This is a genomic window from Ochrobactrum sp. BTU1, assembly GCA_018798825.1.
GTDB lineage: Bacteria > Pseudomonadota > Alphaproteobacteria > Rhizobiales > Rhizobiaceae > Brucella.
This window is the reverse complement of record CP076356.1, coordinates 42,852-58,626: the sequence shown is the minus strand read 5'-3', so window position 1 is coordinate 58,626 and position 15,775 is coordinate 42,852. Positions and strand designations below refer to the sequence as shown.

Below are 15,775 nucleotides of genomic sequence, written 5' to 3'. Positions count from 1 at the left end.
AGTACGCCGACGGCGCTATAGCGCGCCGAGGGTCGGTGGCTCCTTTGTGTCAGTGGCCGATGACCTGCCCAGTCGAGAGCCGAGGGCCCGGTGTGAAGCCGCGATACTTGGCTGACCATGCGGTGAAAAATCCGACAGTCAGGAATGCGGTCAGTGCCCATGGAAGCGACGAAGCACCCCATGTATCGAGAAGCAGGCCGCCGATCACTCCGCCTCCTGCGATCGCTCCGTTCCAAGCAACAACATTCATTGACAATGCTACGTCCGCTCCGTCACCGGCGGTGTCAGCCAACGCAGTTTGAAGGAGTGTCGCGGCCCCTCCAAAAGTGACGCCCCATATCACGACACCTATGAAAAGAACCACTGGAGAATCTACCCATACTCCGAATGCGATTGATGTAGCAGCAAAGGCGAGCAGGCTCGTGAGGACCGCCTTTCGCAGATAGCGGTCTACGAGTTTGCCAGCAATCCAGATACCCATTAATGCAGCCACGCCGAATGCAAGCAGTACAAGGTCAACGCGATCTGACAGTCCCGCTTGCACGACGAAGGGTGCCACGTACGTATAGAGAATGTTGTGAGCGAGCATCCATGCGATGACAACGCTCAACACCGGACGGACCCCAGTTGTGGTGAATACACTTGCAAGCGAGAGCCCTTCGCCTCGTAACTGACCAGGATAGTCAGGGACCTTAGCGACAACCCAGACGATTAGTATGAGCGTCAGGAGTGACATGATTGCGAAAGCGGTGCGCCAGTCGGTGAGTGTTCCGAGCCATGTTCCAAGCGGCACACCTAACGAAAGTGCAACAGGAACTCCCACCATCGCAATCGCCATGGCCTTGCCTTGACGGTCTGGCGAGACCATGCGACGCGCATAGCCTGCAAGCAGGCTCCACGCCAAACCTGCGGCAACGCCGGCAAAGAACCGTGCCACCATTGTCAGGCAATAATTCGTTGAGAGCGCTGTGATGGTGTTGAAGATCAGAAAGCCGATGATTGTCAGGAGGAGAACGTTGCGTCGGCGCCAGCCACTCGTAGCTATCGTTAGCGGAATAGCAGCGACCAGAGAGCCGATGGCATAGGCTGTTATGGTCTGCCCCGCAAGCGACTCCGATACACCCAGGCCCTCACTGATCTGAGGCAAAAGGCCGGCGGGTAAAGCCTCTGTGACGATACAAACAAAGCCTGTCATAGCAAGGGCCAGCAGGGCCGCGACCGGCAATCGTTCAGTTTCGGTTGTAGCCTTCGCGGCCATTGGGAACCTCTTTATATATATGGATCGATCGATCCATATATCGCAAACATCTATCCCTTGGCAACAACTTATGGATCGAATAGTCTATAAAAAGACAAGGAGACTTTGATGGTTCGAACAGGACGTCCGAGAGAATTCGATAGAGACAAGGCACTCGACGCCGCATTAGCGTTGTTTTGGGAACATGGGTACGAACCAACGTCGCTTGCGCAGCTCAAGACGAGTATGGGAAACCTTTCCTCCGCCAGCTTCTATGCGGCGTTCGGTTCAAAAGAGGGTTTGTTTCGAGAGGTCGTCGAACGGTACCAGTCCACTTACGGCCAAGTTACAGCGACCCTGAAAGATGAGACGTTGCCTCCCCGGGAAGCGATAAGACTTGCCCTGATACGGTCTGCTGAGATGCAGACTGATCAGAGCCACCCGCCCGGCTGCCTGATGATCCTCGGCGCCAACAATTGCGCTTCGGAAAACCAACATATCGATGATCTTCTTGCTGCTGATCGAGCCAGAAACCGCAAAGATATCGAAGATTGTATTCGCCGCGGTGTTGCCGGCGCAGAGTTGGCGACAACCGTCAACGTCGAGGCGTTGGCCACAACCTTCCACACGTTTTTACTCGGCATGGCCATGGAAGCGAGAGATCAGATTGATCCAAAAAAGCTCCGCTCCTCCGTCGAGGCCATCATGCTCCTATGGGATGCAAACCGCGCTCGTTAGATTTTGGGCTCCATGTTTCTTGCGAACAAAGAAGCTGCTTGAATTTCTTTGGTACCATGCGCGCCTTGAAGGGACATGAGCCCGAGACCCGCCGTCCATTGACACCAAGACCATGATTATATGCGATGATCTCCTTTATTATATATAGAAAGGGCACTGCACGCGTCGCGACATGGATCTGATACGAGAGTTGATGTTAAGGCTTGAGGCCGTGCCCCTGCGCACCCGTGTGACCCTTCATGTAAAACCGGATGAGCCGGAAGTTGCGGTGCCTGGCTACGACACCGATGCGATCGCCTATCACCTCACGCTTATCCGCGGCGCCCGGTTTATCAAAGAAGCCAATTTCCGCGCTATGCACGGTATCGGTTTCAGTGGCTTTACGTCGGAGGGTCACGACTTCATCGATAGTGTCCGAGACCCCGAGAGCTGGCAAAAGACCGAAGGCGCACTTAAAGAGGCCGGCGGACTTTCCCTCGATCTCGCCAAGGCTTCAGCCAAAGGGTTTATCAAAAAGAAGATCGAGCAGCACACGGGGGCACCACTTGAACTCTGAAATCGCTCTCGGGGGTGGGCAATATCGATCCGAAGGTCGAGTGAAGGTCCGGTCTCAGGTTTGGCAAGGAATATGTGGCGGCAAAATTTCAGTTTTACGCTTTCCGCATTCTGACAGGCACCGTAACGTTAACCTGCTTACGGACATATCCCGGACTTTGAAGCTGCTTTTATGCAGATTACAGGCCAGCGATATCGCGCCAGATAGTATTGGCGGTTTGGCGCAGCTCGCGGTGAATGGCAGAGGTGAAGCGGTCACGGGGGAAATGGTGAAGGTTGTAGATCGGGTCGTGAATGGATGCGAAACGCTGCAAGTGTCGTACTGACTTGAAACGCTTCATGACCCGTTCTCGTCGTCTTATGGGTTGATGAGAATTCTCAGCCCGATTGTTCAAGCCCTTATGCTGGCGATGATCACAGAGCGTGAGGCCGATCTCCCGATTGGCAGCACCATAAGATCCCAGTTTATCCGTGACCATGACGCGGGGAACTGCGCCCTGACCTGACAGCAACTTCCGAATGAAACGCCTCGCAGCCCTGGTATCGCGACGCTTCTGGACCAGCACTTCCAGCACAAAGCCATCCTGATCAACGGCGCGCCACAGAAAGTGCCGTTCGCCGTTGATCGTCACGACAGCCTCATCAAGGTGCCATTTGTCGCCAAAGCGCGGTGTGCGGCGACGGATTGTATTGGCATAGTCTCGTCCGAACTTTTCAGCCCATTCGCGCACGGTCTTATGGGTGACGATGATCCCTCGGTATGCCAGCATGTCCTCGACCATGCGAAAGCTCAGCGGAAACCGGAAATACAGCCACACTGCTTCAGCGATAATCTCAGGCGCAAAGCGGTGGCGGTGGTAAAGCGAGGAGCGACGGTCGTGCATGCCCTCTTATCCACTGCTGAGATTTACATCAAAGTTAACGTTACGGTGCCCGTAGAGGTAATAGGCCTGCGCGGTATTTCGCGCAGGTTCGATTAAATTCCGGTTTAGAAGGGCAAGTTTACAAGAGCCCTCTTCATCTGCCTTATTTTTTGGGCTTACTAGGTTTGAGGGACGGTGTATTCCCCGGTGTGCTTTTATTGTCACGTCGGCGCTGATCTGGTTTTCCCGTTGATTTTGCTATCGGCTTTGGCCCTGGTTTAAGTGCCATGAGTACTCTCCTTTTTTGTCTACCAATTATGCGTGCGCGACCTTCTGTAATGGGTCTTAGGGCGCAGCAATACTATGGAATAGTCCGCACTATTTCTGGTTGAAGTCAAGGCCAAATGGATATTCATAAAACAGTAACACCCCCAAAAATCGCTAGGCCTAGCCGGAGGCACTTTGCCTAACGGTCCCTATGGACCGCGGTCTGGGCGATCGGGTTATTACGTCTGAACGAAGATTCTGGGCTCTTGCTGTCGGCCTTGATTCCCGTCAGTCTCAGACGGTCGCATTGATTGAGTGCTACCGACGGTTTCAGGCGTATAGTCTGCTCCCTGCGCTATCCTTCACTAACTGGGCGGCATACCTTCCGGCAGCTTCCGACCGCAATGCGGCCATTCAGGGAGCTTTGGGGTTTCCCGAAAGCTGCCATTTATAGTCGCAGTGAACTTAATTGAGACATACCTTATACGTGTAAACTCTGGCTCAGGTAGTCTCGTATCTCAAACAAGTTCACGCCAAAGCGTTCCGCGTCACCCGGATGAACGACAATTGTTAGTTTGTTAGAAAAAACTTTATCCTGTGAGGCGTCCGCAAATGACTGAGCAATCCTTTCCACAACCTTTTTGCGGGGTAGCCCGACCCGACCCCGTCCTGTCCCAAGAATTGCGATTGAAATGTCTCCTAGCTCGCCTCTCTCAGCAATAAAGGTCCATAACGCCTCAAGGGATGTGTCAATCATCCGCGGCGTCGATTTGGCCGTACCTTCGTTATTCAGTTCAGACATGGCCATTAGATAAAATGTTTTGCCGTGCGCGTTGACTTTGGCAACAGTTCCAATCGGATAGCGCCGAGTTTTTCCGCGGCCACCGGGGTGTTCCTCGAATTCGACTCCTTTCAGTGAGACTGAAATTTGCTTGTCCAATTCGGCCGTATTCCCCTGAAAAAACTTGTTGGTGAACTTGCCTTGCAAGCTGTCGGGGCTGATCAACCCGCTAGAGATGTCAGTATCGAAGGTCGTGTTGGTGCTAATCACAATGTTGGGATTGGGGGATTCCAACAGATCGCCAACTAGAACCTCGAAGCTGAAATCTTTCTTCGGAATTCTATAAGTCACACGCGAGACTGGTCGGCGCGATGCAAGAGCAGCTACGACGGAGAATCCAATGATGACAAAAAAAGCAAAGCCGCTGTACTTGTCACGGGTGTACATACCGAAAAAATCCAGCATCTCGAGCAGCAGATAAATGCTTCCCGTAATTGCTAGAGTTCTGCCAATACCGGCCATCGAAAACAGGGCATAACGCCAATATGAAAAAGTTCGGATGGAACTGAATAGGTACTTCACAGACTATAGACCCAAGCTCTTGTAAGTTGTCTCTGTGTACTGAAATGCGCCAGTCTTTTTTTGTTTGCGGTACGAGAGATGATCGGCTGGCCAATTTTTCATTGCATACTCGATGATCTTCGCTCCGAACGGCACATAAACGGCCAGTTCTGGCTTCATCGCTGGGGGACAGCGGTCATCGATAACTCGGCTGCTATTGAGATTGACGCCAACGATGGGCAGGTCGAGCCTAACTGCAACCTCAATTTCCCATTTCACGAACTTGGTGAGCAGTTTGGTCTTTTCCCCAATGAGGACAACCAAGAGTTTGGAATTAGCGAAGCGTTCACGCAGTTGCCGCTTGATGCTTTCCTCCTGACTGCTGTCACGAGCAGAATTTAGGTCGTGAGCGTTGTAAAAAGTAAAATTGAAATTCTCATTTTCTGCCCATGCGGTCATAAGCCGATAGTATTTCATGTCTGTATCGCCATCGAAACAGATATAGGTCTTATTTCTATAAGCCATTTGCGCCCCCGCGTTTGTGGTAAAGGCATAATGGCATGACTGAAGTTAAACGCCAATACTTCTTGTTTCCGCGTGGATTATACCAGCTAGTCTAGGTACATCCGCCTTCTGCAAGAGCTTTCTCAGAGCCGCCAGTCGCCACCTATCCTTTCACGAACATTGAAAGCATGATCTCTGGAACGAATGCTCTTGGGTAGCGCAGGTAGGCTACGTGAATCTCTACATTGAAGGCGCAAAGCTGTCGTTACAAACTGGATAATTGCCACTCCGCTCCCAAACCATAGCCGACCAAACCGAATTTGCAGTGAGCGGCAGCTTCACTGATGATTGCGAGCTTCATTTTAGTGATTGAGACTGCTTACATGCAGTTAGCCCCTTCGTGAAACGGTAGCCCTCCCCCGCATGATATTGTCAACGCACACGACTGCCTGTCGGAGAAGATAACCTCGACTACCGGCTGGATGCGCCGGATTTCCGGGTAACCGGGGCAGATTGTTTGGCGGTTATATGAGTTTGATTTAGAGTCAAGAGACCCACTCGCCGTGAACGGCAGCAAAGGGGCCGATGGCCGACTGTGCGCTGCTAGGACATCCAACACCGAAAGCGGACGTCAGAGTTTTTGCCGCCAAGGTCTGGGATTGGCCCGAAGCGGTCATCTACGACGTAAATCCGACTCGTCACTAACATCACTGGTCATGTCTTCGACAATTCTTGATATCAATCAGGAGCAAATTGCCCAACAGACGCTTTACCGACAACAATACCGCTAAGTTCTCTCGTCATAACATTCTCAAAGATTTCGACGACTTTGGCAGGCGTATCAGGTGAATGGTGTTCAAATAGAAGCGCGTCGTGCATGGGCAATGTTATTTTGACGTCAGACAGATGACTGACCTCTAAAAGCGCCTTCTTAAAGATGAGTGAAGCCGTTCCCTGCACTACTTGGCTCACGGCTGAGCGCTGTTCCTTAGCGGTTAACTGACCAGTTTTGGTTCGCTCGTAATGATTTCCTAAAACTGTCGTGATGCTGCTGCTCTTCAGGAACCTCGTCCACACGGATTTCTTCCAATTCTCAAATACTGGAAAGAGACTGAAAGCAGCTTTGGCGTTCGCCCGTTCCGCGCCGAGAGAGACAGCGGCGTCGACGAGTGCTCTACGGCTCATCCCATAGGCATATGAAAGAAACAGCTGTTTCGCAGCTTTCCTATTTTCCGGGAGCTTCAGATGATCGGTAGCGAACAGGGCGTACATGTCACCTGTGCTGTATAGTAATTTAAGCTGAGGGTCCTCCGATAAAGCCGCCATTATTCCGACTTCATATTGGTCGTAGTCCACGTACGACAACGTAGCCCCCTTAGGTGCAATGATAATCGATCTATATTTCTTAGAAATGTTTTGTAGGGCTGGACTGCGTAGTTGAATGCGAGACGTGCGTGATCCGAAAACGTCTATGATGGGCCGTGTACGCCCGTTGAACACCGCAAGCGAAGAAAGAACTTTTTTGGTGTCGTCAAACTCTCGGAGGTTCAGCGTGTCTTCACCGAAGTTTCCTTCATGTGGCAGGAATTCCAAGACATATTCAGGTGAAACGCCTGCTAGATCAAATCCGGTTCCAAGAAGCCGATCTTCAATGTCTGAGATTGAAGGCGTTTCGAGCGGCATGTCGTGCTTCGCGGAGTATTTTTTCAATGAAAGGAAGTAGTCAAAATCCGCTTCTCGCCGCTTTCTTGACAAATCAGTTGGATCGATCGTTATGCCAGCCGCCATTGATTTCTGAAGTACCCGGTATATGGGAACTTCTACGCTACTAAATCGCTCCCATTCGCCATTTGCTTTTGCCTGTTCGCAAAGCGACACGAACATTTTAGCCATAGACTTGGCTGCCGGCTCAGCAACAATCGTGTCGAATTCAACCCCCTTGTTAAACATCTTCCGGTACGCCGAACACATCTCGGTACTCGCGCCAAATTTTGCAAGCTCGACGCTGATATCCATCTTTTCGCGGGCCACCCGGTCCTCAGGGTTTCCACTTATTGTAATCCGGAATTCGTCAAGATCGACAATTGAACGAGGCAGGTCGCCAGCCGCGTCGTAGATGACGTCACGAATGATCCAGAAGTCATGACAGACCGTCGTTCCGACGTAGCTGACAATTTCCTTCGGTGTCGTCGCAACCAAGTTCTCTTTTAACCAATAGAACTGGTCCGCACCTCTTCCGGTAAAATCTTTGATGAATAGTAGTATGGCCCAGTCGGTATCAATCATATTCGCTGACCTCGTCCACGAGGTTTAAAAGATCAGGCTGCTCCCGAACGGCGAACGGCAGACCTTCTTCATTATGATGCTTCGCTGCCCGTCCCGCGGTGCCCAAAAGTGACGTGGGTACTTCGCCATATAGCGATTTTAGAGTTGTATCTGGTAAATTCGACGATGCAATAAGCAGATACCGTGAGTTCTGATATGGAAGTAATGCGGAGAACGCCCCTACGGATCGCTCGATCAAAGTGGTCTCGTTCACGCACCGAAGCCAAATGAGAATAGCAGCGGCCTCGCCAGACTTCATGTCTTCTTGAAGCTTTCGATCGGCCAGTTGAACTAGGGCATCGGATCGATGCCGCTTAGATGCTAGAAGCAGCCAGATGTTGTAGTTCTGCCAGTCATGAATAGCACCTTCGCCCGATGTCAGAAAAGACTCCAACGCAGGAAGGCAGCGTCCATCCTTGTCAAGAACAGATATGAGACGGCAATACTGATCTGTTGAAACTGCATGTGATGAAAGCGTCTCCGACAGAGTCGCGAGCAGCGCGGTTGATAGTGGGTCACTTACATCGAACAAGCCGGATTCCACAATCTGAGCCACTCGGTTAACAGCGAACCGGAACTGGCGAGATTGGGAATCGTTGTTGACGATACAGGACGACAAAATCTCAAAAATATAAGTCACTGATTTCGTAACGAGCCTGCGGCTACGGGATTGCCACATGTGGTTGATCGCAGTCGTTGAACTGTCTTGCGAAGGAAAATACTCAGCTATCTTCTCAACGGAGGCGTCGGGCGAGAGTATCTCCGTCTTGCTCGCGTTAATGTTCATCCCGATCGCACGTAATTCCCTTATCAACGCTTGAAGCCCCCGACGGCACTCCAATTCAGAATCTGCGATGATTCTGATATCGTCGACATAGCGGTAATAGTCATAGCCCTTGCTGGCCATTGCGCGGTCAACGTTGGATAAAAGAATGTTTGAAAGGAAGGACGAGGCGTCGCGGTTCTGCGGAAGGCCGTGAGAGCCGCTATAAGTCCATTGCCCGAGCAGTCGCTCCAGTGTTCCGATCGCATTTCTAATTTGAAGCTTTTCCGGGCCTGTCGCTTGCAGACTAACAATCGCTTTCTCAAGTTCTTTGATTAGTTCCGCGCGCGATATATTTTCGAAAAAGTTGCTGAGATCGGTGACGAGAAGAAATTTCCCTGAGCCCACAAAGGTATGAGTTACCCCTTCAAAGGTGAACCAGCGGCTTATTTTTGGCTTGAAAAGATACTTCTTTTTTAGAGGCTTCGGATCGTAACGGTAACTTAAAACCCTGTGGCTGATCAGCTTATCGTAATAGGGGATAAGAAATGTGCAAATCGCCTGATACACGAAGCGGTCGAAAAAATCTGTTTCGAGACCGTAACGCTCACCGTAGCCTTTTTTGGGAATGTTTCGGACAATGCTTTTCGTGCCACGGTAGACACCGTTCCAATCCTGAAGAAGCGAAATGATGATCCGTTTCGCATCGTCCTTGTTGCTGAAAATATCCTCGTATTGAAGGCAGTCAGAGTACCAATCGTCGCGCATGTCCTGCCGAAGATGGCCTAGAACAAGATCAAACTGTATCGGAAATCCTAAGGCCTGACCTGTCTCCCAAAAAGACGCGCTAAGCACGTACTCTTCGCCTGTTGCTGCTTCATTATCTCGCAATGTTATAATCCCCGCTCTACCTAGGGCTGTTTAATCATAATGTTGCCTTAGAAGCTAGTAACTTAGGTAAGGCCGATGTTTGACATCGTTTGGAGTTCGCCCGCCAATGCTTCATGGCTGCTATTGGCGGGAAGCGGAAGACGGCAGTTGGCCCAGGGCGGACGTTACAAAGTCGATTTCCAGATGGTACATTCTATTTTAAACTGCAACATGCCAATTAATTCATGTGGTTAGCCATGGAGGAAATTGGATGCCGAATTGCTATTCGCAAATCACTTTGCGTGAACGTCGTCGTCTTTTCGAACTTAAACAGCTTAAAGTCCCTCTCGGCGATATTGCGCGGCTGATGGGTCGTCATCGCTCGACAATCTATCGCGAGATCAAGCGCAACAGCTTTCGGGATACTGAGATACCAGACTATAATGGCTATCATAGTGTTGTTGCCGACAACATCAGCAAAGACCGCAGAACACGGTCGCGTAAGCTCAAACGTTACCCGGAACTGCGCAAGTTCGTCATAGAACAATTGGAAGCCCATTGATCGCCAGAACAGATCTGCGGCAGACTGGTTAGCCCTGGTCTAAGCGCGATACGGAAACTGATCGCTTTCATCGCAGTTCTCGCAGTGTTTCGTATTTCGCGTTTAACCAAATGTTGGAATCTTCTCTATGGACGGCTCTGCCATATGTGACTATTGACAGCTACGCTTTGTGACATTGCGATGCTGGGATCTGAGGCCATTCACCACATCAGCCCAGTGTTGCGCAAGCACAGGTGGACATAGTTGCCCATACCCTTCATGGCGTCCGCAACCCTGCTCCACTAATTGCCGCCCGGTGCGATTACCTTGACCTGCATTTGATCCAGCTCCGCAAGAGGAAAAGGCCGCCCATCTCATTTATGACCGGAAGATTACGCCGATCAGTAAAATGGTAAAGTAGCTGCAGAGTGCAACGCGCCCCGCGCCCGCTTCGAGAACTGAACCGGTTCGTGGTATCAGCGCTCGCCTATACCGAACTTGGCGGTGGCTGAAGATCTGGTGCTGGCGGCTGGCCGCTAGGCGTTTCTAGTCTAGGAAGTAGGAAAGTTCCTTTAATGAACTGACGACCACTGGTGTCTTTGAGCGAGTCAGGTAGCCGCACATTCCCGACCTAATGCTGAAATTTCAGGCGGAGTAGAATGTTATCAAGTTCATCCGGCGCCGCCAAAAAGCTTTGAAACCCGTTGTCCCAAATTGCTGACGTTCCATCCGGTGAGAGCGTCCAGTGATCGCCGACACGCTCACCACCAAAAGGCCCCCTAGCATGAACACGCAGCTCGTGAAACAGAAGGCTCTCCTTACGATGATAATCGAAAGCTGTTGCCGTTAGGAAGTGACCGGTCCAGTAATCGACGAACAGCAACGGTACAACTGGGTTGAGCGATCGGGCTTCGCGAAGCCAACTGTTCAGGTGGAGGTCGGTAAGGCCTGAGCCGACTACGTATATGACATCTGCCTGCATGAGATCGGTCGCCAACGAAGCATAAAAGTGGGACATCGGGCGCTGCTGCAGCCGCGAGAGCTTGTCGAGCCCGGTTACTACCGAAGTCCGCATGACTTGAGTGCCATCCATGCGTGAAACGTCACTGCCGTCGAAACGCGCATGCTTGCGAGCCTCAGCCCGCGAATGAAACCAGTAGAGGTCGCCGATCTCGCTCTTCTCGGGCATTGGATGCGGGAAGCCAAAGTGGACGGAGCCATGCAGGTAGAAGACGCTAGCGTCATCGCGCCTGTCCCAGAATTTTCGGAGCTCAAATGGCTGCGGGCCAGGCACGGCGAGGTTGGGAAAGCCGGTGTAAAGATCCGGCACCGCCTGCAGAATGAAGTCATCGTAATTGGTGGTGTAAATCCGCGTCACATGCGTCCGGCGAATTTTCTCGAGAAATTTCGATAGGGGGGCTAACGAGAGAGGATTATCGTCACAAGCGGCGGAGAACTGGTGGTAAATGACTTCGGTGATCTTTCCGCAGAGCGCGCGAAGAGCCCATTCATCCAGTGGCTCCTTCAGCGCCGTAAAGGCGGGAAGGAGCGGGCGAAACTCGTTCATCGCGCCGTCAGAGTGGGAGAACATGTAGCTAAGTTCATGTGCGCAGTGGTAGATATGTTCAAAATTTACATCGTCCGGACTTTGCAGATAGGTTTGCAGACAGCCCTTGATAATCTGGTATGCTTTGTCTCCTCCGCACGCCTTCATCCACTCGTCCGCCACAACCTGCGCTTCTATTTCGGCAGTGATAGCCGCCGTAGACGGCGCCTTGTACTCCACCGACGCTCCTGCTCCGAACAGTAGAACGGCCCTCTTCGTCATCGTTTTCTCCTCATAGTTACTAACTCCAGTTCCCGCCGAGAAATCGTGCCGCTCATCCGGCTGCCCGATCATTCTACGTACCTGTCGTTCACGCAATCCGAAGGGCATGCGCGAAACCGCCTAACGCTCGAATCTGGTCAATTATTTGCAGGGGCAGATCTCCCTTCAGCATCCAAACCCGTCCGACCTCCACTGCCGCAGAAACCAGCAGAGCTGGAAACACGTTGATCGTGGCGTCTTCTCCGTGCGTCGCTTTTATCCGGTCGAACAGTTTGCGAAGCTCTCACCTGAAACGGGCGAGGTCTGCTTGGCTACGCATAATGTCATTGTGCGGCGACGAAGTCGCTATTGACCATACAGCCGTCTCCTGGCCAAGGACAGAAAAGTTTCTCTCCTCCCCGATTGACGTGCTGATCCCAAGACTGAGTGCCACCGTCAGATAGATCGCCATCGGTACCGTCGTTCGATATTCGATCGGCGGCGTGTCGTTCTGCCATTTCCAGATTGACGGTTCTCGATCCCACCCTTGATTCTGTCAACGAATTGACGCAGGAGATTGGTTTGTTGTATCTGCCAAAATGCCTGCGCCTCGGGGAGATTTGGACAACGAAAGCCAGCAATGGGTCGACTTCTTGCGGCAACCTGCAAAACCGCTCATTAGTTGCCGGCTGCGCTTGGAGCAGAGATGATGAAGTTGGACTGGCGTGTCCGTCCGTTCTACAGCACTCGCCATGCCCGAAACCGCCCCCTGCCGGTCATTTCGCGCAGATTAAGTTCTTCGACGAGACGCAGGGCGGCACGGGGCGTGATGTCGAGTTCTTTGGCGATGAGGCCAGTCGAAACCAACGGCCTGGCCAGCACCAGTTCAATGAGTCCCGGCAAATTGGACGTGGCGCGCCGTCCCGCAAGGCGCCGTTCCAGCATCTGCCGCGCCAGCAGCAGCCGGTCATGTTCTTTGAAGCCGAGCTCAATACCGGCCATCAGCCCTTCAAGACTGGCAAGAAGCCGGGTTTCGAGACTGCGATGACGCCGCCGTTCAACACGGATGGTTTTCAGGCTGGCATTGATGGACAGAAGATGCGCCTGGGTGGTCAGCCCGTCGCGCCGCAGCAGTGAGGCTGCCAACAAACGACCCAACCAAGGCGCGCGCTGCAAAACTGCGAGTTCGTTCCAGGCATCGAGCGCTAGGATGGCCCGCAGCACCGGCGGCAGATCGCTGATAGACCGCAACACGGTTCGCCATTGCTCTAACCGTTCCTCTTCATCCCAATCGGGATCGCGGATCAGCGGGTCAGCCTCCGGCTTCTGCGACCACTCTGGCTCCTTCACCTTGGCCAGAACCGTTTCGGACCGTGCAAGCACCGCGTCAATGGCGTCGAGATCAATGCCAGGCAGGACGAACTCGTCATCCAAGTGATCTTTTATCCCCTCCCCGTTCCGATCCTGCCGATCGACTGCCTCATCGTAATCTGCAGTACGCTTCCTCTCCGCGACGATGCCATCATCCCCAAGAGATGCTGCTGGCCCCGCCTGCCGCAAACTGCGCAAGCCATTCGCACTCAGCGCCCAGTCTGGCGACTGCGCGACAATGCGCCGTCGGGTCTGCAACACGTCCCGGGCAATGGTCAGTTGGTGGCTCGGCGAGCGGATATCGCGGGCCGCCTCGTGCAGGACGAGATCTTCCACCTCGACCAGTTCACCATCCAGCCACAGCGAGGCGCAGGCATCGGCAAAATGAAACCGTTCGATCAGCCCCGCGCCGACTGGCGAATGGGCAAGGCGCTCATCGAGAGGTGCCAAGGCTTCACTGGCCCGGGCCATTGGCTGTAGCAAGGTCTGAAGAGGCAAAGTGTCGAGGTCGTAACGCATTGAATTTATAGTAAATGAACTGTTAAACGGACACCAGTGCTTATTTAATGTCCGTCACTGGGTAAGCCGTTTGGATGTGCCAATACCATCCGATAAGTACCTCTTATCGGATGTTAGCCATCTGATGTAAAACAATTGCCATCTAAGCCGCTAATTGCTATATAATCTGCAAAAGCAATGAGGAATGGCAATGTCTGAACCACAGCTGTCTGTGCGCAGCTCCAAAGCACGTGATCTCGCCCATGCTCTGGCCAAACGCACTGGCCAGCCGATTAATAAGCTCGTCGAGCGGGCGCTGGAGCGCTACGATCAGGAATTGCGCCAGCAGCAGGCACTCACCCCTATGGATGCGCTTCTGGATCTCATGGCAGAAGGCCGCCGGGATGTGCCAAAGGGTACGACCTCTGCACATGATGATCTCTACGATGAGCACGGATTGCCACGATGATCGCCATCGATACGTCGATTATCCTGGCGATGGCGCTGGGGGAGCCGGAAGCTATATCCTTTGAACGTCTGGTGCGGCGTGAGGCTGTGATTATCGGTTGGCCGACGCTGTTGGAAACCCGGATGGTTCTAACAGGCAAGGGATTTCAGAATGCCGCTGCAATTATCCACCAGCTCGTGGATTTGCCAAACATCACTGCAATAGCTTTCGATCAAGCGCATTATCGCGCCGCTGAACAAGCATTTGATCGATTTGGCAAAGGACGCCATCCGGCTGCGCTGAACATGGGCGACTGCTATTCCTATGCTGTGGCCAGTGTTGCTAAAGCACCGCTGCTGTTTAAAGGACAGGATTTCGGGAAAACCGACCTTAAACTGCACCCTGAATCTTCCACATTGTAGCGATGGCCAAAGAAAAGCCGATCGAATGGCGTTCCCAGCAACTTGATACGTTTGCAGCTGTCTTGCCGATGAACCGGCGCGACATGCTGGCCGGGATATTGACGGATGAGGATGTCGAGACGCTCCGGCATCTCGTCAATGAAGGCATGGGCGAAAACACCCTGCGCGCGCTGACTTCGGATCTGGCCTATCTCGAAGCCTGGTCGATGGCTGCAACCGACAGCCCCCTGCCCTTCCCCGCGCCCGAAGCCCTGTTGCTGAAATTCGTTGCCCATCATCTCTGGCGGCCGCAGCAGCGCGAGATCGAACCCGATCACGGCATGCCGGCCGACGTGGAAGAGGAATTGCGCCAACAAGGCTTTCTGCGCGTGTCGGGGCCACATGCACCGGCTACCGTCCGCCGCCGCCTGGCCAACTGGTCGACGCTGACCCGCTGGCGCGGGCTGGAAGGCGCGTTCTCGTCACCGTCCATCAAATCGGCAATCCGGCTTGCGGTCCGTGCCATCAACCGGCCGCGCAGCCGCAAGAGTGCCAATGCGATTACCAGCGATATTCTGGGCAAGCTGCTGGCGACGTGTTCCGGCGAGGATCTAACCGCATTGCGGGATCGCGCTATCCTGATGGTGGCCTTTGCCTCGGGCGGGCGCAGGCGCAGCGAAATCGCCGGTTTGCGCGTAGAACAGCTCGTCAAACAGTCGCCCGTCACTGATGAGGACGGCGCTCCCCTGCCCTCTCTTGGCATCCATCTCGGCCGCACCAAAACCAGTGGCGCTGATTACGATGAAATCGTCTATCTGACCGGCGGACCCGTCGAAGCCCTGACCCGCTGGCTGGAAGCAGCCAAGATCGACAAGGCCAGTGTGTTTCGCAAAATCGATCGCTGGGGCAATGTTTCCGTACGAGCGCTCGAACCCAGCGCCGTTAACCGGATCGTCAAGCAACGCGCGCAAATGGCAGGGCTTAAGCCGGAGGAGTTTTCAGCGCACGGCCTGCGCTCCGGCTATCTCACCGAAGCGGCCAATCGCGGCATCCCCCTGCCGGAAGCCATGGAACAATCGCGCCATCGTTCCGTGCAGCAGGCCTCCGACTATTACAACAACGTCAAACGGCGCAGCGGGCGGGCATCCAGATTGCTATAGGCCCGAGCCTCCATTGCGGAACTGATCCGCTCATGTCGAAAATGGCGTGGGATGCCGTCAGTCGGTTTGCGAGCAGCGAGAGGGT

At 53.2% G+C, this 15,775-nt stretch carries 14 protein-coding genes and 1 pseudogene; 6 read left to right on the top strand and 9 right to left on the bottom strand.

The window, feature by feature from the left end; genetic code table 11:
• Positions 1-49 precede the first annotated feature (49 nt).
• The gene (locus KMS41_19345; protein QWK80752.1) at positions 50-1,258 is read right to left on the bottom strand and encodes an MFS transporter; all 1,209 of its coding nucleotides are present in this window, start codon (positions 1,256-1,258) and stop codon (positions 50-52) included.
• A gap of 108 nt (positions 1,259-1,366) precedes the next feature.
• Here KMS41_19345 and KMS41_19340 point away from each other — a divergent pair, with 108 nt between their 5' ends.
• Positions 1,367-1,975 carry a TetR/AcrR family transcriptional regulator gene (locus KMS41_19340; protein ID QWK80751.1) on the top strand — a complete coding sequence of 203 codons (609 nt, stop codon included), beginning with the start codon at positions 1,367-1,369 and terminating at the stop codon, positions 1,973-1,975.
• 193 nt (positions 1,976-2,168) lie between these two features.
• Positions 2,169-2,531 carry a DUF2513 domain-containing protein gene (locus KMS41_19335; GenBank protein ID QWK80750.1) on the top strand — a complete coding sequence of 121 codons (363 nt, stop codon included), beginning with the start codon at positions 2,169-2,171 and terminating at the stop codon, positions 2,529-2,531.
• A 178-nt stretch (positions 2,532-2,709) separates the two neighbouring features.
• Here the strand turns inward: KMS41_19335 and KMS41_19330 are convergent, their stop codons facing one another.
• The 5 genes from KMS41_19330 to KMS41_19310 form a co-directional block, all read right to left on the bottom strand.
• On the bottom strand, positions 2,710-3,414 hold the full coding sequence (locus tag KMS41_19330; protein ID QWK80749.1) for an IS6 family transposase: 705 nt from the start codon (positions 3,412-3,414) through the stop codon (positions 2,710-2,712).
• A 727-nt stretch (positions 3,415-4,141) separates the two neighbouring features.
• Complete coding sequence (locus tag KMS41_19325) at positions 4,142-5,023, bottom strand: hypothetical protein (protein QWK80748.1); 882 nt, start codon at positions 5,021-5,023, stop codon at positions 4,142-4,144.
• Positions 5,024-5,026: 3 nt separating this feature from the next.
• Positions 5,027-5,527 (bottom strand): TIR domain-containing protein, encoded by a 501-nt coding sequence (locus KMS41_19320; GenBank protein QWK80747.1) that lies wholly within the window; start codon positions 5,525-5,527, stop codon positions 5,027-5,029.
• A 717-nt stretch (positions 5,528-6,244) separates the two neighbouring features.
• Complete coding sequence (locus KMS41_19315) at positions 6,245-7,792, bottom strand: DNA polymerase I (protein QWK80746.1); 1,548 nt, start codon at positions 7,790-7,792, stop codon at positions 6,245-6,247.
• The gene (locus tag KMS41_19310) at positions 7,785-9,449 is read right to left on the bottom strand and encodes an RNA-directed DNA polymerase (protein ID QWK81120.1); all 1,665 of its coding nucleotides are present in this window, start codon (positions 9,447-9,449) and stop codon (positions 7,785-7,787) included. Before KMS41_19310 ends, KMS41_19315 begins: the two co-directional genes overlap by 8 nt.
• A gap of 286 nt (positions 9,450-9,735) precedes the next feature.
• On the opposite strand from KMS41_19310, the gene KMS41_19305 reads away from it, so the two are divergent.
• Complete coding sequence (locus KMS41_19305; GenBank protein QWK80745.1) at positions 9,736-10,026, top strand: helix-turn-helix domain-containing protein; 291 nt, start codon at positions 9,736-9,738, stop codon at positions 10,024-10,026.
• Positions 10,027-10,636: 610 nt separating this feature from the next.
• Here KMS41_19305 and KMS41_19300 read toward each other — a convergent pair.
• The 3 genes and pseudogenes from KMS41_19300 to KMS41_19290 all read right to left on the bottom strand — a co-directional run bounded on the left by KMS41_19300 (position 10,637) and on the right by KMS41_19290 (position 13,711).
• Positions 10,637-11,833: an SIR2 family protein gene (locus tag KMS41_19300; protein QWK81119.1), complete on the bottom strand. Its 1,197-nt coding sequence runs from the start codon at positions 11,831-11,833 to the stop codon at positions 10,637-10,639.
• Between the two features lie 88 nt (positions 11,834-11,921).
• Positions 11,922-12,481, bottom strand: a pseudogene (locus KMS41_19295) (SAVED domain-containing protein).
• Between the two features lie 69 nt (positions 12,482-12,550).
• Positions 12,551-13,711, bottom strand: coding sequence for a DUF1612 and helix-turn-helix domain-containing protein (locus tag KMS41_19290; protein ID QWK81118.1), 1,161 nt, complete (start codon positions 13,709-13,711; stop codon positions 12,551-12,553).
• Positions 13,712-13,892: 181 nt separating this feature from the next.
• On the opposite strand from KMS41_19290, the gene KMS41_19285 reads away from it, so the two are divergent.
• The 3 genes from KMS41_19285 to KMS41_19275 are packed head-to-tail and all read left to right on the top strand — an operon-like array spanning position 13,893 to position 15,690.
• A complete protein-coding gene (locus KMS41_19285) occupies positions 13,893-14,150 on the top strand; it encodes a type II toxin-antitoxin system VapB family antitoxin (protein ID QWK80744.1) in 258 nt (85 codons plus the stop codon).
• On the top strand, positions 14,147-14,551 hold the full coding sequence (locus KMS41_19280; protein QWK80743.1) for a type II toxin-antitoxin system VapC family toxin: 405 nt from the start codon (positions 14,147-14,149) through the stop codon (positions 14,549-14,551). Before KMS41_19285 ends, KMS41_19280 begins: the two co-directional genes overlap by 4 nt.
• Before the next feature lie 2 nt (positions 14,552-14,553).
• Positions 14,554-15,690: a site-specific integrase gene (locus KMS41_19275; protein QWK80742.1), complete on the top strand. Its 1,137-nt coding sequence runs from the start codon at positions 14,554-14,556 to the stop codon at positions 15,688-15,690.
• Positions 15,691-15,775 lie beyond the last annotated feature (85 nt).